Genomic DNA, 18,714 nt, shown 5'->3' with positions numbered 1-18,714 from the left:
ACGCTGCGGATATTGATGAAATTCTTGTTTCAGATGAAACCTATAAATTGATTAAAAATGATTATCTCTGTGCGCCAAAATCACCAATTGAATTAAAAGGTATTCAAGGTAAAGTGAGAACTTGGCAGGTCATGGAGAAATACTCAGCCAGTAAAAATGAAAATCAGCAATGGTTTGACTATGAATATAAAGGTTTTCATTTGGTGCTTAATTTAGAAGAAGTGCAAAACTTTGAGTATCCAGAGCTGGTTGAAGTACTTGAAAAAATGGTCGATCGTATTAAAGTTCAGCAGCGACTGACCAATGCGCAAGGTGTTGCAAGACTAAATGCTGAAGATGAAATTCGCTAGGCAGGTTTAAAATTTTACATTGAACATTCAAGTCTGTTGTGATCACTTAAAGACTGAGCAATAAGTAAAAGCAAATAAAACCCACTCATGTTGAGTGGTTTTTAATTGCTTTTTATTCAGGACTTTTAAAAATTATTTAGTGGTTTTCAGAAGCATGGTTAATGGTGTATTTAGGAATTTCAACTTCCATATCTTCATCCGTGATTTTAACTTGGCAAGAAAGTCGTGAGTCAGGTTCTAAGCCCCAAGCACGATCAAGTAAATCCGCTTCAATATCATCCATTTCTTCAAGTGCATCAAAACCTTTGCGTACAATGACATGACATGTTGTACATGCCTTAGACATATCGCAGGCATGTTCAATTTTAATACCATTGCTTAATAAGCTTTGGCAAAGATTGGCATTTGGTTCAACTTCAAACTCAGCACCATTCGGACAAATTGTTGCATGAGGTAGTACTTTAATACGTGGCATAGTCTTTACCTTATAAATTAGTTTGAGTTTGACCAGTCATCAAGTTTAGTGCCTTTGAGCGCTTGATCGATATGCTGATTCATTCGTTCTGCAGCAAAAGCATCACTATGAATTTTTAATTGCTCAACAGCATGTTCGATAGATTTGATATCGTCTGTTTCAAGCTGTACTTTTAAATGTTCGGCTGCAAGATTTAATCCTTGCAATTGTTCAGGATCGAGTAATTTGCTGTCCACTTTCAATGCTTGTACTAATGCCTCGAGTTCACGACGAGCCTCAACCTTTGTTTCATTCAAGTGACGTAAATGCTTGTCTTCTTCAGCGAACTTATAACCATCAATTAAAAGGCGTTCGGTATCTGCTTCTGAAAGACCGTAAGAAGGTTTGATGTCAATCTTGGCATGAACACCAGAAGTGGTTTCTTTTGCAGACACAGAAAGTAAACCATCGGCATCAACTTGGAATGTCACTTCTATACGCGCCTGACCAGCGGTCATAGGTGGAATGCCGTGTAATACAAAGCGCCCTAAGCTACGACAGTGCTCGACCAAATCACGTTCACCTTGAACAACATGAATCAACATGGCAGTTTGACCATCTTGATAGGTCGTGAATTCTTGACGGCGTGCTACAGGGATTGCCGTATTTCGAGAAATTAGACGCTCAACCAGCCCACCCATGGTTTCAAGACCCAGTGAAAGAGGGGTTACATCGAGCAGTAATGAACCATCTTTTGAATTACCAATCAGTTGATTCGCCGTGATAGACGCTCCAATGGCAACGACTTCATCAGGATTAATTGTACACAGTGGTTCTTGGTTAAATACTTCACGAACAGCTTTTTGAACAGCATAAGAACGAGTAGAGCCACCTACAAGTACCACATTTTGAATATCATCAAGTGTAAGCTTTGCATCGCGCATTACACGTTTACATACACTTATTGTTTTATCAAGTGCTACTTGGATAATCTGTTCGAAGGTTGCGCGATCTAGTGTAAGATGGTGTGTCAGTACTTTTATATCAACAGATTCTGCATCACTCAAGGCTTCTTTGGCTTTGCGTGCAGAAACTATGAAATGTGCATATTCTGCATCATCCAAAGTCTCAATATTAAGTTGTTTTTTTGCCCATTTCACAATCAAACGATCTAAATCATCACCGCCGAGTGCAGTATGACCGCCTGTGGCTAAAACTTCAAAAACACCTTGCGAGAAACGTAAGATAGAAACGTCAAAAGTACCGCCACCTAAATCGTAGATGACGTAATTACGATCTGTTGCAAGGTTGGTGTCTTGATCTAAACCATAGGCTACGGCTGCCGCAGTAGGTTCGTTTAATAAGCGTAATACATTCAGCCCAGCCAACTCCGCTGCATCACGTGTTGCTTGGCGCTGAGCTTCATCGAAATATGCAGGAACTGTAATGACAGCACCATTTACAGGATTATTCAGACTCTTTTCAGCACGATCTTTTAATTGCTTTAAAATTTCAGCTGAGATTTCTACAGGTGTTTTTCGACCTTGTGTGGTTTCAAAAGTTGGCATTTCATTATCAGCACCTGTTAAAGTATGCGGATGTTGAAATTTAATATCAGCTTTTGAACGCCCCATAAAACGTTTTACAGAAACGATCGTATTTTTGGGATCAGTTGTGATGAATGGTTTTGCTGCATCACCGTATTCTGTTGAGTTTTTAGAATAATGCACAATAGAGGGAAGTAACACACGACCTTGTTCATCATTCAGTACTTTGGCTTTGCCTGAAAGTACTGTAGCAACCAACGAATGCGTTGTACCTAAGTCTATTCCAATGGCAATACGGTGTTCGTGTGGCGCACTTGATTGTCCTGGTTCAGCAATTTGCAAGAGTGCCATTTGTTACATCCTTAAAATAAAAGCTAAAAACAAAGTCATGTTCAACATGTAGTTAAAATTAAAAGTTAGAAATCATCATCTAAGCTAAAATCTTCATCATCAAGAAGTTGATCTTCGGCTTTATCAATATCATTCATGACTTTTTGGAAAAAACGCAATTTTCGTACAGTATCACGTGCTTCAGCCCAGTCTTCTTCTTCAAAATCAATTTTGAATTCACGAACTAAGCCCTCGATCCATTGTTGCACTTCTTTTTTGAGAGAATGCAACTGTTCTGTATTGGTTGCTTCATCGAGTTGCTCACGAATTTCGAGGGCAGACTGCAAAAATTCAAAATCATTAATGGATTGATCTAAATGATGATCTTGCTTTTTGAGTGAAAGTAAATATGCTGCACGGCTATCTACATGAGATAGGGCTTTATACGCTTGATTAATCTCACTCGATTTAATTAAAGCTTTGTCTTTATCATCCGATTTATCAGGATGATATTGCTGTTGCAAGTTTAAGAAATTAGCTTTTAATGTTGCTAAATCAATATCGAGTGCTTCAGGGAGATCGAACAACTCAAAATGACTCATGGGAGATACTCATCCACGATGTTTTACAAGAAAACAGGGTAATTAAATATGATTAAAACAGTGCAAGACACTGTTTTAACATGAAAAAAGTGCAGGGTGATTATACAGTGAAAGATTCACCACAACCACATTCACCTTTTTTATTGGGGTTATTAAACTCGAAACCTTCATTGAGACCATTTTTTACATAGTCCATTTCCATGCCATCGAGATACACCAAGCTTTTAGGGTCTACAAAAACTTTAACACCAAACTGTTCAAAAATTTGATCGTGTTCATCGATATCATCAACAAACTCAAGTACATATGCCAAACCAGAACAGCCTGAAGTTTTCACACCAAGACGAATACCTTCACCCTTACCGCGATTCTTTAAGTAATTGCTGATATGAGTTGCAGCATTTTCAGTTAAATTGATCATGAAAACTCCATTAAAAAATTATCTGTAAAAACTTAAACAACAGATATTAAGCTTTAGTTTTCTTGTTACGGTAATCTTCAACAGCAGCTTTGATTGCATCTTCTGCAAGTACAGAACAGTGCACTTTTACAGGAGGAAGAGCAAGTTCAGTTGCGATATCAATATTTTTAATCGCTTGTGCTTCGTCTAAAGTTTTACCTTTTAACCATTCGGTGACTAATGAGCTGGATGCAATTGCAGAGCCACAACCATAAGTCTTAAAGCGTGCTTCTTCGATCACACCATTGTCATTTACTTGGATCTGTAAACGCATCACATCGCCACATGCAGGTGCACCCACCATACCTGTACCAACATTTTCTGCATTTTTATCCAAAACACCAACATTACGAGGGTTTTCGTAATGATCAATTACTTTTTCACTATAAGCCATGATGCTTCTCCAAACCTCGGGGTCAGCGTTGATAATATGTATTGCTACAGTCTAATATGGTGGCATTTCACTGATTTTCAATAAAATGCCGTGTTTGATTTTAGAAACTTAGTGTTCAGCCCATTCAACTGAATTTAAGTCGATACCTTCTTTGTACATATCCCAAAGCGGAGAAAGTTCACGTAATTTCTCTACAGCAGCTTTAGAAATTTTAATCACATGGTCAATGTCTTCTTCAGTCGTATAATGACCGAAGCTGAAACGAATTGAGCTATGCGCCAATTCATCAGAAAGACCAAGTGCGCGAAGCACATAAGATGGTTCAAGTGTTGCAGATGTACATGCTGAACCTGATGAAACCGCAACATCTTTCAATGCCATCATCAATGATTCGCCTTCAACAAAGTTGAAACTTACATTTAAGTAGTTTGCAACGTTATATTCAGGATGACCATTTAAGAACACTTGTTCTAAATCTTGTAAACCATTCCAAAGCTTGTCACGAAGTACACGTAAGCGCGCTTGTTCTGCATGTAAGTTTTTACCTGCAAGTTCAAATGCTTCACCCATACCCACAATCTGGTGAGTAGCAAGTGTGCCTGAACGCATACCACGTTCATGACCACCACCGTGAATTTGTGCTTTAAGACGTACGCGAGGGCTACGACGTACAAATAATGCACCGATGCCTTTAGGTCCATAAACTTTATGACCAGAGAAGCTCATCAAGTCTACTTTCATGGTTGAAAGATCAATTTCAACTTTACCAGCAGCTTGCGCAGCATCTACATGGAAGTAAGTTTTGTTGGCGCGAGTAAGTTCACCAATCGCAGCAACATCAGTTACTGTACCGATTTCATTATTCACCATCATTAATGAAACAAGAATAGTGTCTGGACGAAGTGCAGCTTGAACCATTTCTGGCGTAATTAAACCTGTTCTAGGTTCTGGTTCAAGATAAGTAATCTCAAAACCTTCTTCTTCCAATTCACGGCAGGTATCTAAAATTGCTTTATGTTCAATTTTGCTGGTAATGATATGCTTGCCTTTCGAACCATAAAATTGAGCAATACCTTTTAGCGCAAGGTTATCAGATTCAGTAGCACCTGATGTCCATACGATTTCTCGTGGATCAGCTTTAACTAAATTTGCGACTTGTTCACGTGCATATTCAACTTTTTCTTCAGCTTGCCATCCATAAGCATGAGAGCGAGAAGCTGCATTTCCGAAGGTACCATCAAAGGTTAAACACTCCATCATGCGTTCTGCTACTTGAGGATCAACAGGCGTAGTTGCTGCATAGTCAAGATAAATCGGACGTTTCATGTCAAATACCTGTAACCGATAAAAGGGCTGAATCATGTGGTGCTGAATTTTGGCGAACTGCAACGGTTTGTACATTGTCGCGTGCGACTAAATCGGCAAGGGTGATTTTAGCTAAATAATCGGCAATATGGAGAGAGAGTTCTTGCCATAAATCGTGAGTTAAACACATCGCACCATTTTGGCAATTGCCTTTATGATCACAACGAGTTGCATCCACAGTTTCATTTACAGCTTCAATAATTTCTAAGACAGTAATTTCTTCAGCATGACGCGCTAAGTGATAGCCACCATTCGCGCCACGAACACTTGAAACTAAGCCATGACGCTTTAATTTAGCGAACAATTGTTCAAGATAAGCGACAGAGATCGTTTGGCGGGCTGCAATTTCTGCAAGCGTAATCGTTTGTTCAGTAGGCTGCAATGCTAGGTCGAGTAGTGCAGTCACTGCATAGCGACCGCGAGTAGTTAGGCGCATGATTCGATACACATGTTTTAGACTAGATGTATGAATTTTATGAATCCTGACTAAATTAGTCAAGTATTTTTAAGATTAATTCTGACTAAATTAGTCAGAATTAATTATTATTGTTATAAGGATGAAATCTAATAAAATATTTTATATGAATATTTGCCATAAATTATACATGATTAGTGCAACAAATAGAAAGCCTATTACACCTAAAGCCGTATATAAACGCTGTTGATTTTGCTGTAGGCGTCGAACTCGATTTTGGTATTGCTTTACCTCAACCTGAAGGGTGTTGATCTTTGAGCGTTGCTGATCAATTTTTTCAAGTAAGGGTGCAATACGTTTTTTTGATGCACGTGTCTGACTGTCATCATCAGGATGAGTTAACCACTGTTTCCAATCGGACAAGAGTTTGGGTGCAGTTAAATGAATGACCAGATCACGAAATTGATCTTTCACCATATCACTGCCTTCCAAACGCATTTTTTTCATACTACGGCGATTAGCAAAAACAAAAATTTGAATTAAATCAATTAATGTGCTACTCACAGAAAGATCGACAGGTTTTTCTGGCGCTTGCAAGTCAAACAAAATGCCACGGTCTGTAAATTGAATATAGAAATCAAAATAAGGAATGTAACTATTTATCTTGATGGTCATTTGCTGTTCGACAAATTTTTTAGCTTGTAAGCGAACAACACGATCATGTTTTAATACAAAAGAATAAATGGTTTCCAAGATAATCATGACAATGTTTAGCAACAAACGAGAGTGACCTTGCTTTTGTTGCGATTCATTCATAAAACATTCCTATAACAAATTGAGAATCCGATCTCTAAAATAACTTTGAAACAATTTCATCTGTGATATGAAACACATTATTTCAACAATCATATAAAAAAAATAATTGAATGACCATTGTTGAATTGGCAAGTGTTCCTTAACATTAAACAATTACTTTGCTTTTGTAGAACAGTTTAGCAAAAGGTTCAATAGTTTTATTTGATATTATAGATATATTTTCTACATAATTTGGTCATATAGGTCATTAAAAGCTGGAGTTTTGGGCAAATGGAGCAGGATATGAAAAAGAGCAATAAAGAACAATTCGGTCTTCAGGAAGACCAAAATGAACAGCATGTATCACATACAAAACCTAGACATCATAAAAAATCAGCATTGGATTTTAGAAAATATACAAAACAGATTTGGTTGGCCGGGTTGGGGGCTTTTTCGCGTGCTGAAGAAGAAGGCAATAAGTTATTTGACTCTTTAGTCAAAGTTGGAGAAGAGCTTGAATCAAAAACGGTTGAAGTTACTGATCAAACAGTGAACAAAGTGTCGGAGAAAACTAAAGAGTCTGTCACAGAAACTAAGGACAAGGTAGAAAAGCTTCTCGATCATGGTGTAAATCATTCGCTTAATCGAATTGGTTTGGTCACTGCAAAGGATCTTCAGCACCTAGAGAACTTAATAATGCAATTACATCACAAGGTGGATGCCTTAGTAGAAGAGAACCAAAACTTACGCGAGCAGTTGCTCAAAAAATGAAATAATTGGGGTGAATCAAAAAAAAAACTCATTTTTAGTCGTAATTTTTGAGAAAAGCGTGTTTGGAGTCTTGCGTTTCCCCCCAAAGCATTGCTATAAAGTCGTCATGGCCTTTGATCTACAGCCTTGGAACTTAAACAAACGAAATAAGAGGACGTAATCTTCATGAATAAATCAGAATTAATCGATGCGATTGCAGAAAAAGGGGGATTGTCAAAGTCTGATGCAGGTAAAGCATTAGATGCGACTATTGCTTCAATTGGTGAAGCGCTTAAAAAAGGCGACACAGTGACTTTAGTAGGCTTTGGTACTTTTAGTGTTAAAGACCGCGCTGCACGTACTGGTCGTAACCCTAAAACTGGTGAAGAGCTTCAGATTAAAGCAAGCAAAGTACCTAGCTTTAAAGCTGGTAAAGGCTTAAAAGACTCAGTAGCTTAATCTGAGCTTATCGAAAGCGCGCCCTCGTGGCGCGTTTTTTATGAAATAAAATTAAATTATCAGTGATTGCTCGTTCATTCATTTCACAATTTCAGTTAGAATCCTTACGAAATATAATATTGGAATACTCATGGAATCGTTTCGCACTCTCATAAGGGGCTGGTTTGGTAAAGTTCTCCTTGTGTTATTTTTAGCGCCATTTGCCGTGGTCGGTATTGAAGGTTATTTCAGTGGTGGGCAAAAAGCAGATGTCGCTAAAACTGTTAATGGTCAAGATATTTCTAAAAAAGAGTTAGAAACGGTCACCAAAAGCTATACGGATCAATTATTGGCAAATCCTAGTGTGCATGGGGACGAGTCACTGTTGAATAAAGAATTTATTGCAAATAAAGCACTTGATTATCTGATCAGTCAAAGTCTTCTAAGACAACAGGCAGATAAATTAGGTGTGACTTTAAGCGATACTCAGATTGAACAGAAAATTGCACAGATTCCTGCTTTTCAGGAAAATGGTAAATTTTCAAATAATCTATATGCGAATTATTTACGTTCACAAGGCTTAACCAGTCAGGCATTTATTCAAAATATTCGTCAAGATTTTGCATTGAGTATTCTGAGTTCAACGATTTCAGATAATGCTTTGATTAGTAAATCTGATATTCAACAAATTGCTAATCTTCAATCCGAACAACGTGAATTATTTTTATCGAGTGTAAAGCTGGATGATTATAAAGCGAATGTTAAAGTGACGAATCAAGAAATTGCGGATTATTACAACAAACATCTCAATAAATTTAAACAGGTTGCGGCTGTAGATGTTGATTATGTTGTGCTTAGTCCTGCTACATTGACTCAACCAAATGCTGCGGTGTCTGATGCGGAGTTAAATCAAGCCTATGCGCAATTTGTAGAAAAATATAAGCAAAATTTAAAGCATGATGTAAAACACATCCTGATTACAACGGATTCACGTAGTCCTGAGCAAGCTGCAACTTTGGCGAATGAGGTTTATGCAAAAATTCAAGCAGGTATGACTTTTGCTCAAGCGGCTGCACAATATTCTGAAGATCCAGATTCTAAAGCAAAAGGTGGTGCACTTGCAGCCTATGCTCCAGGTGTGTTTGGTGCTGATTTTGATAAAGCTGTGGCTTCAACAGCGAATGGTCAAGTGGCGAAACCTGTAAAAACAGAGTTCGGCTATCATATTATTGAAGTCAATACACCCGCTGGAACAATTCCATCATTGGAAAGCAAAAAAGCAGAATTAACAGCCGAAGTGCTGAAAAACAAATCTGCAAATTACTTCTCTGATACTGTAAATAGTTTAAATGACCAGGTTGTGAATAGCGATTCGCTTGATGTTGTGGCACAAGCAGTGAAAACAGTACAGGTCCAATCAGCGAAGAATGTGAATTTAGCGACAACTAATCCAGTTTTAGCAGATCCTGCGGTTAAAACGAAATTATTTGCTGAAGATATTAAAAACGGCAATACAACAGCTTCAGGTAATATACAAACTGCCAATGGTGATGTGGTATGGATAAAAGTTCGTAAATACTACCCAGCGGGCACTCAACCTCTGGCTCAGGCAACAGCGCGTGTAAAAGTACAGTTGATTGAACAAAAAGCATTTGATGCAGCACATGCAAAATTAAATGCAATGATTGAAGATTTTAAAAAGTTACCTGCACAAGCAGTGACAGCGAAATACCAATCTAATTTTGTACATGCAGGAACATTTACGCGTTCACAGGGACTTAAACGCGAAATTGAGCGTGCTGCATTTAGTCAACCTGTACCCAAAGCAGGTATGTGGTCTGTGACTACTGCGAAGTTACCTGATGAATTGGTTGTTGTAGCGGTTGCCAATGTGAAAAAAGTAGACATTGCCCAAATGAATCCTGCTGAAGTTCAACAGTTGACTCAAATGTACCAAAAATTCCGTGGGGAACAATTGCTTGATGATTATTCTCGTTATTTAAAATCTCAAGCTAAGATTAAATAATTGAGAAAACATCCAATAAAAAAAAGCGCTTCGGCGCTTTTTTTTATTGGATTATGTATTAAGGAACTGTCTCGTAAAGTTTTAGAGTTGATTGCGGTATTGACTCGGGCTAAGCTCAAATTGTTTTTTGAATGCTTGACTGAATGCGGTTTCAGAAGAATAGCCCACTTGGTGGGCAATTTGTTGAATAGAGAGTTGACCTTGTTTAAGCAGTTGACTGGCAAGACGTAAACGATGTTGTTGTAAATAAGCCAATGGTGTCTCGCCAATAATTTGGTTAAACAGGCTGGCAAATTTTGAGCGGGACATACAACAGGTTTCAGCTAAACTTTCAACAGTCCAGTTATGTTGGGGTTGGCTATGGATGGCTGCCAAGGCATTTGATAGTTCAGGATGAATCAAAGCATTCAACCAGTTATTATGATCTTGCATTTGCTCAATGTAATCTCGTACAGACTCAATCATTAAAATGCTGACCACATGATCCATGATCTTATTCTTGCCTGCGACAGTTCTACGCGTTTCAGCGGATACAAAATAAAGTCCAATTTTAAGCCACTCAGGTGCTTCATCACTCAGCGCATTTTGAATGTGTAGAAAGGGAGGGAGTGCATTAATTAATGGGCGTGCCATAATGGCATTCATATGGCATCGGACAGTAAGTATTAAAGTTTTTTCCGAGCTTCCCTGACCAAATTCAATGGCATCCTGTCTAAGTCCATCAAACAGAGATTCAATATTTAAGTTTTCGACCAGTTGTGTATTGGGCTGATTTTTTACGGTGTGGGCTAAACCTGCAGGAATTAAAAACATATCACCTGTGTGTAAGGTGACATGCATCGATGGGGAAAACTCTAAATAAGCGTGACCATATAAGACAATATGTGCAATGACAGCTTCTTGTTTAGGGCTTTGAAATGACCAATCCCCTTGCGCTTGAAGATAAATATATTCTGAATGGTTGAGATGAATATCATCAAAAATTTTACTTAAAGCATCCATAAGTATGGTTTAAATTTCCTATTTTCAAATAATAAAAAGGTTTGATGTCATTAAAACATGTGCGTAAAGGACAATCTCTATGTTGAAGATGCCAAAGACTTTTTCATAGGTTTTATGGACGCTTACAACTGTCTTTCAAGTGATCTTTATTTAAATATATAGATAAGTAGAAAGATAGGGAAGATACAGCCATGAATGCACCAGTTCAACTGACTGAACAGCAATTGCTGGACATAAAACCAAAGTCAGGTTTGGCACTTGATAAGAAGCGTTACCTTTGGATGATTAGTCCATCTTTGCCAGTGATTGGTTTAGGGATTTTAGCGGGCTATCATGTTGCGCCTAAGCCACTTAAAAAAGTGTTTGCACTGGGTGGTCCGATTGTCTTGCATGTGATTATTCCAGCCATCGACTCCTTGATTGGTAAAGATCAAAACAATCCAACTGCTGAAGATGTAAAATTACTTGAACAAGACCCTTATTATTCTCGATTAGTTAAATCTTTTATTCCGATTCAATATGCAGCAAATGTGTATGCATGCTATTTGGTTGGCCGTAAGCAGACTTCATTGCTTGATAAGATACTCTTGGGTATTTCGATGGGGGCGATTAATGGTATCGCCATCAATACAGCGCATGAACTCAGTCATAAGCATGATCGTGTAGATCATATTTTGTCGCACTCGGCATTAGTTCCATCTGGCTATAATCATTTCCGGATTGAGCATCCATATGGACATCATAAGCGTGCAGCAACTCCAGAAGACCCTGCATCTTCACAAATGGGTGAAACTTTTTATGAGTTTTTACCACGAACAGTCATTGGATCATTTAAGTCTGCAATTGAAATCGAAACCAACCGCCTTAAACGAAAAGGGCTTGGATTTTGGTGTAAAGACAATGAGTTGTTGCAAGGTTGGGGCATGACTGCGGCATTCCATTCGTCAATGGTGGGGGTATTTGGTAAAGGAATTTTGCCATACTTGGCTACGCAATCTGCATATAGTATTGGTCTGTTTGAGATTATTAACTACATCGAACACTATGGTTTATTGCGTCAAAAGGATGAAAAAGGTAAATATGAACGTACCATGCCTGAACACAGTTGGAATAATAATAATATTGTGACGAATTTGTTCCTGTATCAGTTGCAGCGTCATTCAGATCATCATGCTTATCCTACACGTCCATTCCAGGCATTACGTCATTTTGATGAAGCACCTGAGTTACCAAGTGGTTATGCAAGTATGTTATTGCCAGCCCTGATCCCTGCTTGGTGGTTCAAGATCATGGATAAACGTGTATTTGATCACTATAAAGGTGATTTGAATAAAGCCAATATTTATCCAAAACGTCGTGCCAGTATTTTTAAGAAATTTGGTGTAATCGACAAATTGCTCAATAATTAAACATGAAAAATGCAATAAAAGCCCAATATTGGGCTTTTATTGCATTTAACTCTTTGAGGTATCCTGCGATTTTAATGTTGAATAACATGTATTGTTCTTATTCACTCATCATTGAGCTGCATCATCATCGATAGGCAATTGATCATTTAATTATATTGATTGTATGCTTCATAACATAATGGGGGGAGGATAAAAATTTTGCTCATTAAAATTAACTCAAAGAAAAAAATTCTCTTTAAATATACTATCTTTATTATCAGGTTTCTTTCATAGTATACATAAAGTAATTTTAGATGCTAATAGCTTATCTGGACGTTTGTATGAAGTGGGAAGAAATAGGCAATCAACCATGTTCAATTGCGCGCACATTGTCAGTTTTGGGTGATCGTTGGACGATGCTTATTCTTCGTAATGCATTTATGGGAATGCGTCGTTTTGATGATTTTCAAGCAAATTTAGGTGTAACCCGACATGTGCTTGCTGAACGTTTAAAGCGTTTGGTTGAGCATGGCATACTTACCAAAGTTCCATATGTTGAACGACAAGAGCGTTTTGAATATCGTTTAACTGAGAAAGGCTTAGAGCTTTATCCAATTTTATTAACGATGGTGACATGGGCAGATAAGTGGATGGATGAAGGCTTAGGTGCACCAATGGCACTTGAACATACAACATGTGGGCATCAATTTACTGCGATTTTGGTCTGTTCGGAATGTCAGCAAGCGATTACTGCACGTCAAGTAAAGCCAATCGTTACACCTGCATTTTTTAAATATTTGGAGAAAAGTAAACAGGCATGATTTGATTGTATCAATCAAGCATGAATTGAATATGAATGATCAAAACGTTAAAAACAGTTCAGAACAGAAACAAAAAATTGAATATCTTTGAACAAGTTTGATTGTATTACACGCTATTTAAATAAAGGCATTTATACATGCGTTTCGATATTAAGATGAATGTTGGGAAAACATCTAACCTTGATTACTATTTTAATAAATTGATTTTTGTTAAAGTGTGTGAAATTTATACCATGTGTTACTAAAAAATATATAATTCAAACTTAAATAAAAAATTTGCTTTTAAAGCTGAACAATAAATTTTTTTCTAAAACTCATATTGAGATCATTAACAATCAATAACCATTTTTTTTAATAGAAAGGCATAAGTGTTTGGCAAATGATAATTATTTAAATTTAAAAATTCAATAACTTAGAAATATGTAATACGGAGCGATGATATGGCAATTGGATCAAGCCTAACAGTTGGAAAAACAACTCAAACCTGCCTTCAAGAATTTACAATTCATTTTAGACGTGCGGAGGATAGAGTGTTTGATGGTCGTTATGGTTTTGATTGGTACAGACCTGAATTTTTTAAAAAAATGACCTATTACCAACCCTTAACATCTAGCGAAGAAAGGATTAAAGTTGCTTTAGTGACGGGCGATATAAATACACTCAAAAGCACTTATACACATGGACAAAAAACAAAAATTTTGCCTTATGGCAAAGAATACATACCTGCATGGTTGGCGATTTATTCAACAGAGTGGCTTAATGTTCATCGTTCGGGTCAAGGTGAGAACTATAGTGTAGCACTAGATTTAGAGCTAAATCTAATTGAAGACAAGAATGATGGTGAATTAAATCCAATTGATAATAATAAAGAATTTGAGTTAAAAAATAATGGAACTATTCTTAAGTTTGAAGCATCAAACCCAAATATTGTGATTGACCCTTCAGAAATGAATATTAATCGATTTCTTAGTACTTTTGGAAATAACAAAAAATTATCAAATCAAGAAAATGATCAGAAATATTTAGTTTCAAATGCAGTTAATATCTCATGTAAAAGTGCATTGGAAAACCATGAAGAGATTTTAGTCTATGCAGAAAAAAATGGTTGTAAAGAAGTTGTCGGTCAGCTCATGCTATACCATAATGCTGTGATTCCGAGTTTAAAAGTTATTTTTGTAGATGTGATTACGAATGAAGAAAAACCGAGACGTTCATATGATTATGAGGATTTTTTACAAAATAGATCATTTAATCAAGCCTTAATTAATGTAGAAATAATAAATGCTCCAGCATTCGATTTTAGAAAATATCGTAAAAATGATGTTGATGTAAATATTTCTTTAAATAAACTTAATCTAAATAATACCAGCTATTTTTTAGATGATTTAAGTAAATTTTATAAAAAATACCAAGATAAAAGCTTGGCAGCTAAAAACTATGTTTTTGTAACAACTGTAGCTAAAAAAAATGCAGTTGGTACTGGTGGGGATAGTGTTACCTTATTCAAATGCCCTGAAGATATATTTAATCAAGTCGTTGTACATGAGTTGGGACATCGTTTTGGATTGATTCATTTGTTTGACTCCCAAAAAATTAATCCCCAAGGCAAGTCTTTTCAGTTTTTACAGGGTTTGACAGGTAATTTTTTAGATTATGATCATAGAAAAATTGATGAGAAAGAAAAAAATAGTAAGCCAATGGCTATACCCAATCCCACTTTTTCGTTGAGCTATTTTTTCAAATACCAATGGGATTTACTTAGAAAAAGAGTGAAATAATCTATTTATCTAAGCCATAATCTACAGGGATTCGTTCACGTTAATAGATATGTGAACGAATCAATTTATATAAATAGGTCATAAACAATTTGCGGGTTTAGGAATACCTGCCAAACGACTCAAATGTCGAGCAACCAGTCCAGTATTAAATTTTTGTTGCAACACTGCATTATCAATCTCAGGGCTTACGCTTTTCATTAAAAATTTAATCAATGGGCGAGTCGCAGGAGAGTGTCCAAATTGAGTATAGAATTGACGAACTGCATATAAAACTTCGAAATGCCAAGGTGTAAGCTCGAGTTCTAAACTCTGTGCCAGCTCTTGAGCAACCTGTTCATTCCAAACCGTATAATCAACTAAGTGACCGTCTTGGTCTAATTCTAAACTCATAAAACAACCTAAATGATGTAACTCGATTGAAAAAGCAATTAAATTACTTGGGAGATAACAAAGGGTAAAATAGCGATTTATTTTAAACTGATACAACGTGTGAAGTCTAAAATCAGTTCTGCGAATTGCGCATAATTGATCAATTTAAAATGCTCAGGAACTTTTTCGGCGAGTATTTCTGTATCATTTTCCAAGATATACAGATTTTTTTTCTTTTCTAAACGGCGATCAGATGCATATAGCACTGCATCTCCCATTAAAAGAATATGATCATCTACTGAGTATATTTGATCCAGTTGGGTTAAAACTTGATCTGTATGTGAAAAGCATGATTGAATTAAGTAAAGTGTTTTATCTGACATTTAAATCTACCTTGCCCATCTTACCAATATAAAACACGGTCAAAAGATTGAATAAATTCACTATTCAAATCGATGAACTCAATCTCTTGTTGTGATTGAGTAACAAAAGCAGAGCTTTTATTCATATTCTCTACTAAAACTGGTGTTAAATCATAAAATTCAAAGCTATCCACCATGTTTGACGCGAGTTTAAATGCTTGTTTTAAACCATCAAACGCCAGTTCGGATTTTAACAAACTTAGTCCAGCACCCTTGAGTAACACTTTGACTTTACAACCAAAAGTAGCTAAAACCATAGTGGCAGACAAGCTTTCATAAACTTGTAGATTGGTTAAGTTTGCTTGGGTTATAACCACGAGTACAGTATTCACACAAATCACCTTTTAAATGCAACACTCTAATGGGAAGATCAACTTAGAATTGAATGAGACGATCTGTAGATTGGACTGCATCTGCAAGTTCTCCAAGTCCAACGAGATTAAAACCTTTTGCAAGATTATGTGTTTGAATTTGATGGCGTTTAGCATTTTCTTGATCTGTTATTCCACGCGCTAAAGCGGCACTCACACAGACAGGAAGTCGAATTGCGAGTTTTTGCCACTCTACAGATAAATTACGTTGATCATCAGGAATCCATTGCAAGTTGTTGGCAACTTGTACACCATCTTGATAAAAGAACACACGAAATTCTTGATCTTTTGCTTTTAAAGCCTGAGCTAACCCCAATGCATGCCATGCATGAATTGAACTTGGAGCAGCAGTGATTAGTAATAAAGTACTCATTTGATGGCGATTCACTTGGAGAATGGACAGTTTGCAACATTCAAACTTGATAATGATAGGTAGTATACAATGATTTTAGGTGACATTTTTATGATATTCTCAATTTTAAAAAAAATAAATCAATAAAATACATTAATAATCAAATTCTTACTTAATTTTTTCGGATCCCAAAGTCACTATAGATCTTATTTAATCTGCACGAAATTCCCTATATTTTCTTCCTTTTTTCCATAAATTAGCTAAAATAAATCTAAATCTACACCAAATCTGCACCAAGAATGAAGCTTCCAAAACCAATACAACGTGGATCAAGTTGGCGTATTACTGTAACTTTTGATAATAAGAGATATTCAGCGACAAGAGATACTTCAAAAGAATGTGAACAATGGGCTTCTCTTAAACTACTTGAACTTAAGACCGGTAAAGCTAATCTTGAACAAGGTATTAAACCTGCTTATCCATTTCGACAATTATGTAATAAATATTATGAAGAACATGGTCGACACATGCGATCGGCTCGTACCATCAACTTTAAAATAAAAAACTTAGACCGTATCGCCCCGAACCTGGCTGAGAAGTCAATTTATGATTTTAAGCCTGCAGATATTGCAGAATGGCGCAATAATAGAAAAAAAGAAGTTAAAGTAGCTACATTAAGAAATGAACATGCAATTTATTCTGCAGTGTTTACCTATGCAATGAAAGAGTTGTTTTTGATTGAGTCTAACGTTTGGCACTCAGTAACAATGCCAAATAAAGAAAAATCACGAGATCAAAGAATTTCTCCAGAACAACAAGAAACTCTATTGAAAGTGTTGCAGTGGGACGGTACAACAACACCTGTCAGTTCTAGACAATATGTCGCGTGGGCTTTTTTGTTTGCTCTGGAAACAGCAATGAGGCAGGGTGAGATATTATCTATGCGTAGAGCAGACTTACGTGATGGTTTTATTCATTTACCAATGACTAAAAACGGTGAGTCTCGTAACGTACCACTTTCAAAAGAAGCCAAACGCTTACTCTCATTGCTTCCTGCAGAAAATGACAAATTATTGCCAATTGATAAGAATATATTTTGTGCAATGTGGATGAGGGTTAAGAAAAAAGCAAAACTTCCTGAAATCAATTTTCATGATACTCGACATGAAGCCATCACAAGGATGGTTAAGTTTCGTAAATTACCGGTTGAGGTTTTAGCAAAAATTACGGGACATAAGACAATTGGGATATTAATTAACACTTATTACAATCCGGATGCGCAGGATTTAGTTGAGATGTTTAATGACAGTGAGAGCTAATTAGCTCTCGGTCTGCCTCTTTTTTTATTTTTAGTGCTAAGTAAATCATGGGCTAAGCGAGGGTTGTATAATGCCTTGCCAGGTGTACCTTGATCTATTGATGCGAGACGGTCTCTAATTGTCGTGGTGGATAGACTATATTTTTCGGCGAGCTGTGCTGCAGAAACTAATTCAACTTCCACTTCTTTCAATTCTTTAACAATTCCACCACCAATATTTTGACCGAGCATTACTTGTGGAGGACTATCGCTTTCGACAGTGATAATATATTTAAGAACACCCATCAATCTTCCTCCATTTATTCAGCTCATCCCAAATTAAATATGTCGTACCTATTAGAGGGTGAATTTTTAGAAGAACTTTCATGCATTCACCTTTTTATATAATTGATGTTTAACATTTTTAATCTTTGCCATTAACAAACAAGATTCATTGTTTTGAGGTGTGGCAAGTTTGTGAAAACTTTGGCTATACCGAACCATTTCAGCTTTGCTCATTAGAATCAAATTCTCTATTCGACAATCTGTTTTATCCTGGTTTTTAAATGCAATTACTTGTCCTTCCGGAATTGGTCCATTAACTTTTTCCCAAACAATTCTATGCTTTAATCCAAATTTACCTGGTTCGCCTATTTTTACTAAAACATATCCATCTTTTGAGCATATCCGCTCATAACCTAGAGGTTTAGCATTCCATGTAGGACGTCCTTTCTTGAAGCTAGTCTTATTCGCTGAAGTAAGCCCTTTGGTGCCAGTATTCCATGGAACAGATCCTTTCTGAAAACAACCTGTTCGACCAGTATTCCATTTATTACGAGTGCATAATGACTTAATCTGATCAACACTAAATTGTTCATTAAATTTAGTGTTTACTATTTCCGTTAATTCTTTTCGTCCCAATGAGCAGTTTGATTTAATAAAATCTAATTGCTCTGGGCTATATTTTATTGCTGATCCCTTTGGCATA

The 18,714-nt window shown here is 36.6% G+C and carries 21 protein-coding genes and 2 pseudogenes; 8 read left to right on the top strand and 15 right to left on the bottom strand.

All coding sequences use genetic code 11. From position 1 onward, the window contains the following. Positions 1-350: pseudogene (locus AAV97_RS05275) on the top strand (adenylate/guanylate cyclase domain-containing protein); the annotation flags it as partial. 136 nt (positions 351-486) lie between these two features. Here AAV97_RS05275 and fdx read toward each other — a convergent pair. The 8 genes from fdx to AAV97_RS05235 form a co-directional block, all read right to left on the bottom strand. Beyond that, positions 487-825, bottom strand: coding sequence for an ISC system 2Fe-2S type ferredoxin (gene fdx, locus AAV97_RS05270; RefSeq protein WP_004830890.1), 339 nt, complete (start codon positions 823-825; stop codon positions 487-489). A gap of 17 nt (positions 826-842) precedes the next feature. After that, positions 843-2,702: a Fe-S protein assembly chaperone HscA gene (gene hscA, locus AAV97_RS05265; RefSeq protein WP_046760025.1), complete on the bottom strand. Its 1,860-nt coding sequence runs from the start codon at positions 2,700-2,702 to the stop codon at positions 843-845. 65 nt (positions 2,703-2,767) lie between these two features. Continuing rightward, positions 2,768-3,283, bottom strand: a complete 516-nt coding sequence (gene hscB / locus AAV97_RS05260) for a Fe-S protein assembly co-chaperone HscB (protein WP_046760024.1) — start codon at positions 3,281-3,283, stop codon at positions 2,768-2,770. Between the two features lie 100 nt (positions 3,284-3,383). Next, on the bottom strand, positions 3,384-3,704 hold the full coding sequence (gene iscA, locus AAV97_RS05255; protein WP_004830887.1) for an iron-sulfur cluster assembly protein IscA: 321 nt from the start codon (positions 3,702-3,704) through the stop codon (positions 3,384-3,386). 46 nt (positions 3,705-3,750) lie between these two features. After that, positions 3,751-4,137: a Fe-S cluster assembly scaffold IscU gene (iscU, locus tag AAV97_RS05250; RefSeq protein ID WP_004830886.1), complete on the bottom strand. Its 387-nt coding sequence runs from the start codon at positions 4,135-4,137 to the stop codon at positions 3,751-3,753. A 108-nt stretch (positions 4,138-4,245) separates the two neighbouring features. Continuing rightward, positions 4,246-5,463, bottom strand: coding sequence for an IscS subfamily cysteine desulfurase (locus tag AAV97_RS05245; RefSeq protein WP_004830885.1), 1,218 nt, complete (start codon positions 5,461-5,463; stop codon positions 4,246-4,248). Between the two features lies 1 nt (position 5,464). Continuing rightward, positions 5,465-5,938 (bottom strand): Rrf2 family transcriptional regulator, encoded by a 474-nt coding sequence (locus tag AAV97_RS05240; protein ID WP_004830884.1) that lies wholly within the window; start codon positions 5,936-5,938, stop codon positions 5,465-5,467. A gap of 141 nt (positions 5,939-6,079) precedes the next feature. Then, positions 6,080-6,733 (bottom strand): membrane protein, encoded by a 654-nt coding sequence (locus tag AAV97_RS05235; protein ID WP_046760023.1) that lies wholly within the window; start codon positions 6,731-6,733, stop codon positions 6,080-6,082. Positions 6,734-7,099: 366 nt separating this feature from the next. Between AAV97_RS05235 and AAV97_RS05230 the strand changes: the two are divergent. The 3 genes and pseudogenes from AAV97_RS05230 to AAV97_RS05220 form a co-directional block, all read left to right on the top strand. After that, a pseudogene (locus AAV97_RS05230) lies at positions 7,100-7,483 on the top strand (phasin family protein); the annotation flags it as partial. Positions 7,484-7,648: 165 nt separating this feature from the next. After that, the gene (locus AAV97_RS05225; RefSeq protein WP_004720620.1) at positions 7,649-7,921 is read left to right on the top strand and encodes an HU family DNA-binding protein; all 273 of its coding nucleotides are present in this window, start codon (positions 7,649-7,651) and stop codon (positions 7,919-7,921) included. A gap of 130 nt (positions 7,922-8,051) precedes the next feature. Beyond that, a complete protein-coding gene (locus tag AAV97_RS05220; RefSeq protein ID WP_046760022.1) occupies positions 8,052-9,926 on the top strand; it encodes a SurA N-terminal domain-containing protein in 1,875 nt (624 codons plus the stop codon). A gap of 81 nt (positions 9,927-10,007) precedes the next feature. Here AAV97_RS05220 and AAV97_RS05215 read toward each other — a convergent pair whose 3' ends face one another. After that, entirely contained in the window at positions 10,008-10,928 is a 921-nt protein-coding gene (locus AAV97_RS05215) for an AraC family transcriptional regulator (protein WP_004830880.1), read from the bottom strand. 191 nt (positions 10,929-11,119) lie between these two features. Between AAV97_RS05215 and AAV97_RS05210 the strand changes: the two genes are divergently transcribed. From AAV97_RS05210 to AAV97_RS05200, 3 genes are all read left to right on the top strand, one after another. Further along, positions 11,120-12,337: an alkane 1-monooxygenase gene (locus tag AAV97_RS05210; protein WP_046760021.1), complete on the top strand. Its 1,218-nt coding sequence runs from the start codon at positions 11,120-11,122 to the stop codon at positions 12,335-12,337. A 320-nt stretch (positions 12,338-12,657) separates the two neighbouring features. Then, positions 12,658-13,137 (top strand): winged helix-turn-helix transcriptional regulator, encoded by a 480-nt coding sequence (locus AAV97_RS05205; RefSeq protein ID WP_004830878.1) that lies wholly within the window; start codon positions 12,658-12,660, stop codon positions 13,135-13,137. A 440-nt stretch (positions 13,138-13,577) separates the two neighbouring features. Next, positions 13,578-14,915, top strand: a complete 1,338-nt coding sequence (locus AAV97_RS05200) for a hypothetical protein (protein WP_046760020.1) — start codon at positions 13,578-13,580, stop codon at positions 14,913-14,915. Positions 14,916-14,993: 78 nt separating this feature from the next. Here AAV97_RS05200 and AAV97_RS05195 read toward each other — a convergent pair whose 3' ends face one another. From AAV97_RS05195 to tusD, 4 genes are all read right to left on the bottom strand, one after another. Beyond that, entirely contained in the window at positions 14,994-15,305 is a 312-nt protein-coding gene (locus tag AAV97_RS05195) for a TusE/DsrC/DsvC family sulfur relay protein (protein WP_004830870.1), read from the bottom strand. Between the two features lie 77 nt (positions 15,306-15,382). After that, positions 15,383-15,667 (bottom strand): DsrH/TusB family sulfur metabolism protein, encoded by a 285-nt coding sequence (locus AAV97_RS05190; protein WP_004830869.1) that lies wholly within the window; start codon positions 15,665-15,667, stop codon positions 15,383-15,385. A 20-nt stretch (positions 15,668-15,687) separates the two neighbouring features. Continuing rightward, positions 15,688-16,038, bottom strand: coding sequence for a hypothetical protein (locus AAV97_RS05185; RefSeq protein ID WP_004830868.1), 351 nt, complete (start codon positions 16,036-16,038; stop codon positions 15,688-15,690). A 43-nt stretch (positions 16,039-16,081) separates the two neighbouring features. Next, the gene (tusD, locus tag AAV97_RS05180) at positions 16,082-16,450 is read right to left on the bottom strand and encodes a sulfurtransferase complex subunit TusD (RefSeq protein ID WP_004830867.1); all 369 of its coding nucleotides are present in this window, start codon (positions 16,448-16,450) and stop codon (positions 16,082-16,084) included. Between the two features lie 278 nt (positions 16,451-16,728). Here tusD and AAV97_RS05175 point away from each other — a divergent pair, with 278 nt between their 5' ends. Then, positions 16,729-17,748 (top strand): site-specific integrase, encoded by a 1,020-nt coding sequence (locus AAV97_RS05175; protein ID WP_046760019.1) that lies wholly within the window; start codon positions 16,729-16,731, stop codon positions 17,746-17,748. Here AAV97_RS05175 and AAV97_RS05170 read toward each other — a convergent pair. Then, positions 17,745-18,032, bottom strand: a complete 288-nt coding sequence (locus AAV97_RS05170; protein WP_046760018.1) for an HTH domain-containing protein — start codon at positions 18,030-18,032, stop codon at positions 17,745-17,747. The two genes, AAV97_RS05175 and AAV97_RS05170, sit on opposite strands and share 4 nt — an antisense overlap. Positions 18,033-18,110: 78 nt before the next feature. Next, positions 18,111-18,713, bottom strand: a complete 603-nt coding sequence (locus tag AAV97_RS05165; protein ID WP_005029084.1) for an HNH endonuclease signature motif containing protein — start codon at positions 18,711-18,713, stop codon at positions 18,111-18,113. Position 18,714: the final 1 nt, after the last annotated feature.

The organism is Acinetobacter sp. Ag2 (genome assembly GCF_001005515.1).
Lineage (GTDB): Bacteria > Pseudomonadota > Gammaproteobacteria > Pseudomonadales > Moraxellaceae > Acinetobacter > Acinetobacter bereziniae.
The sequence above is the reverse complement of the archived record's forward strand: the minus strand, read 5'-3'. Positions and strand labels throughout refer to the sequence as shown.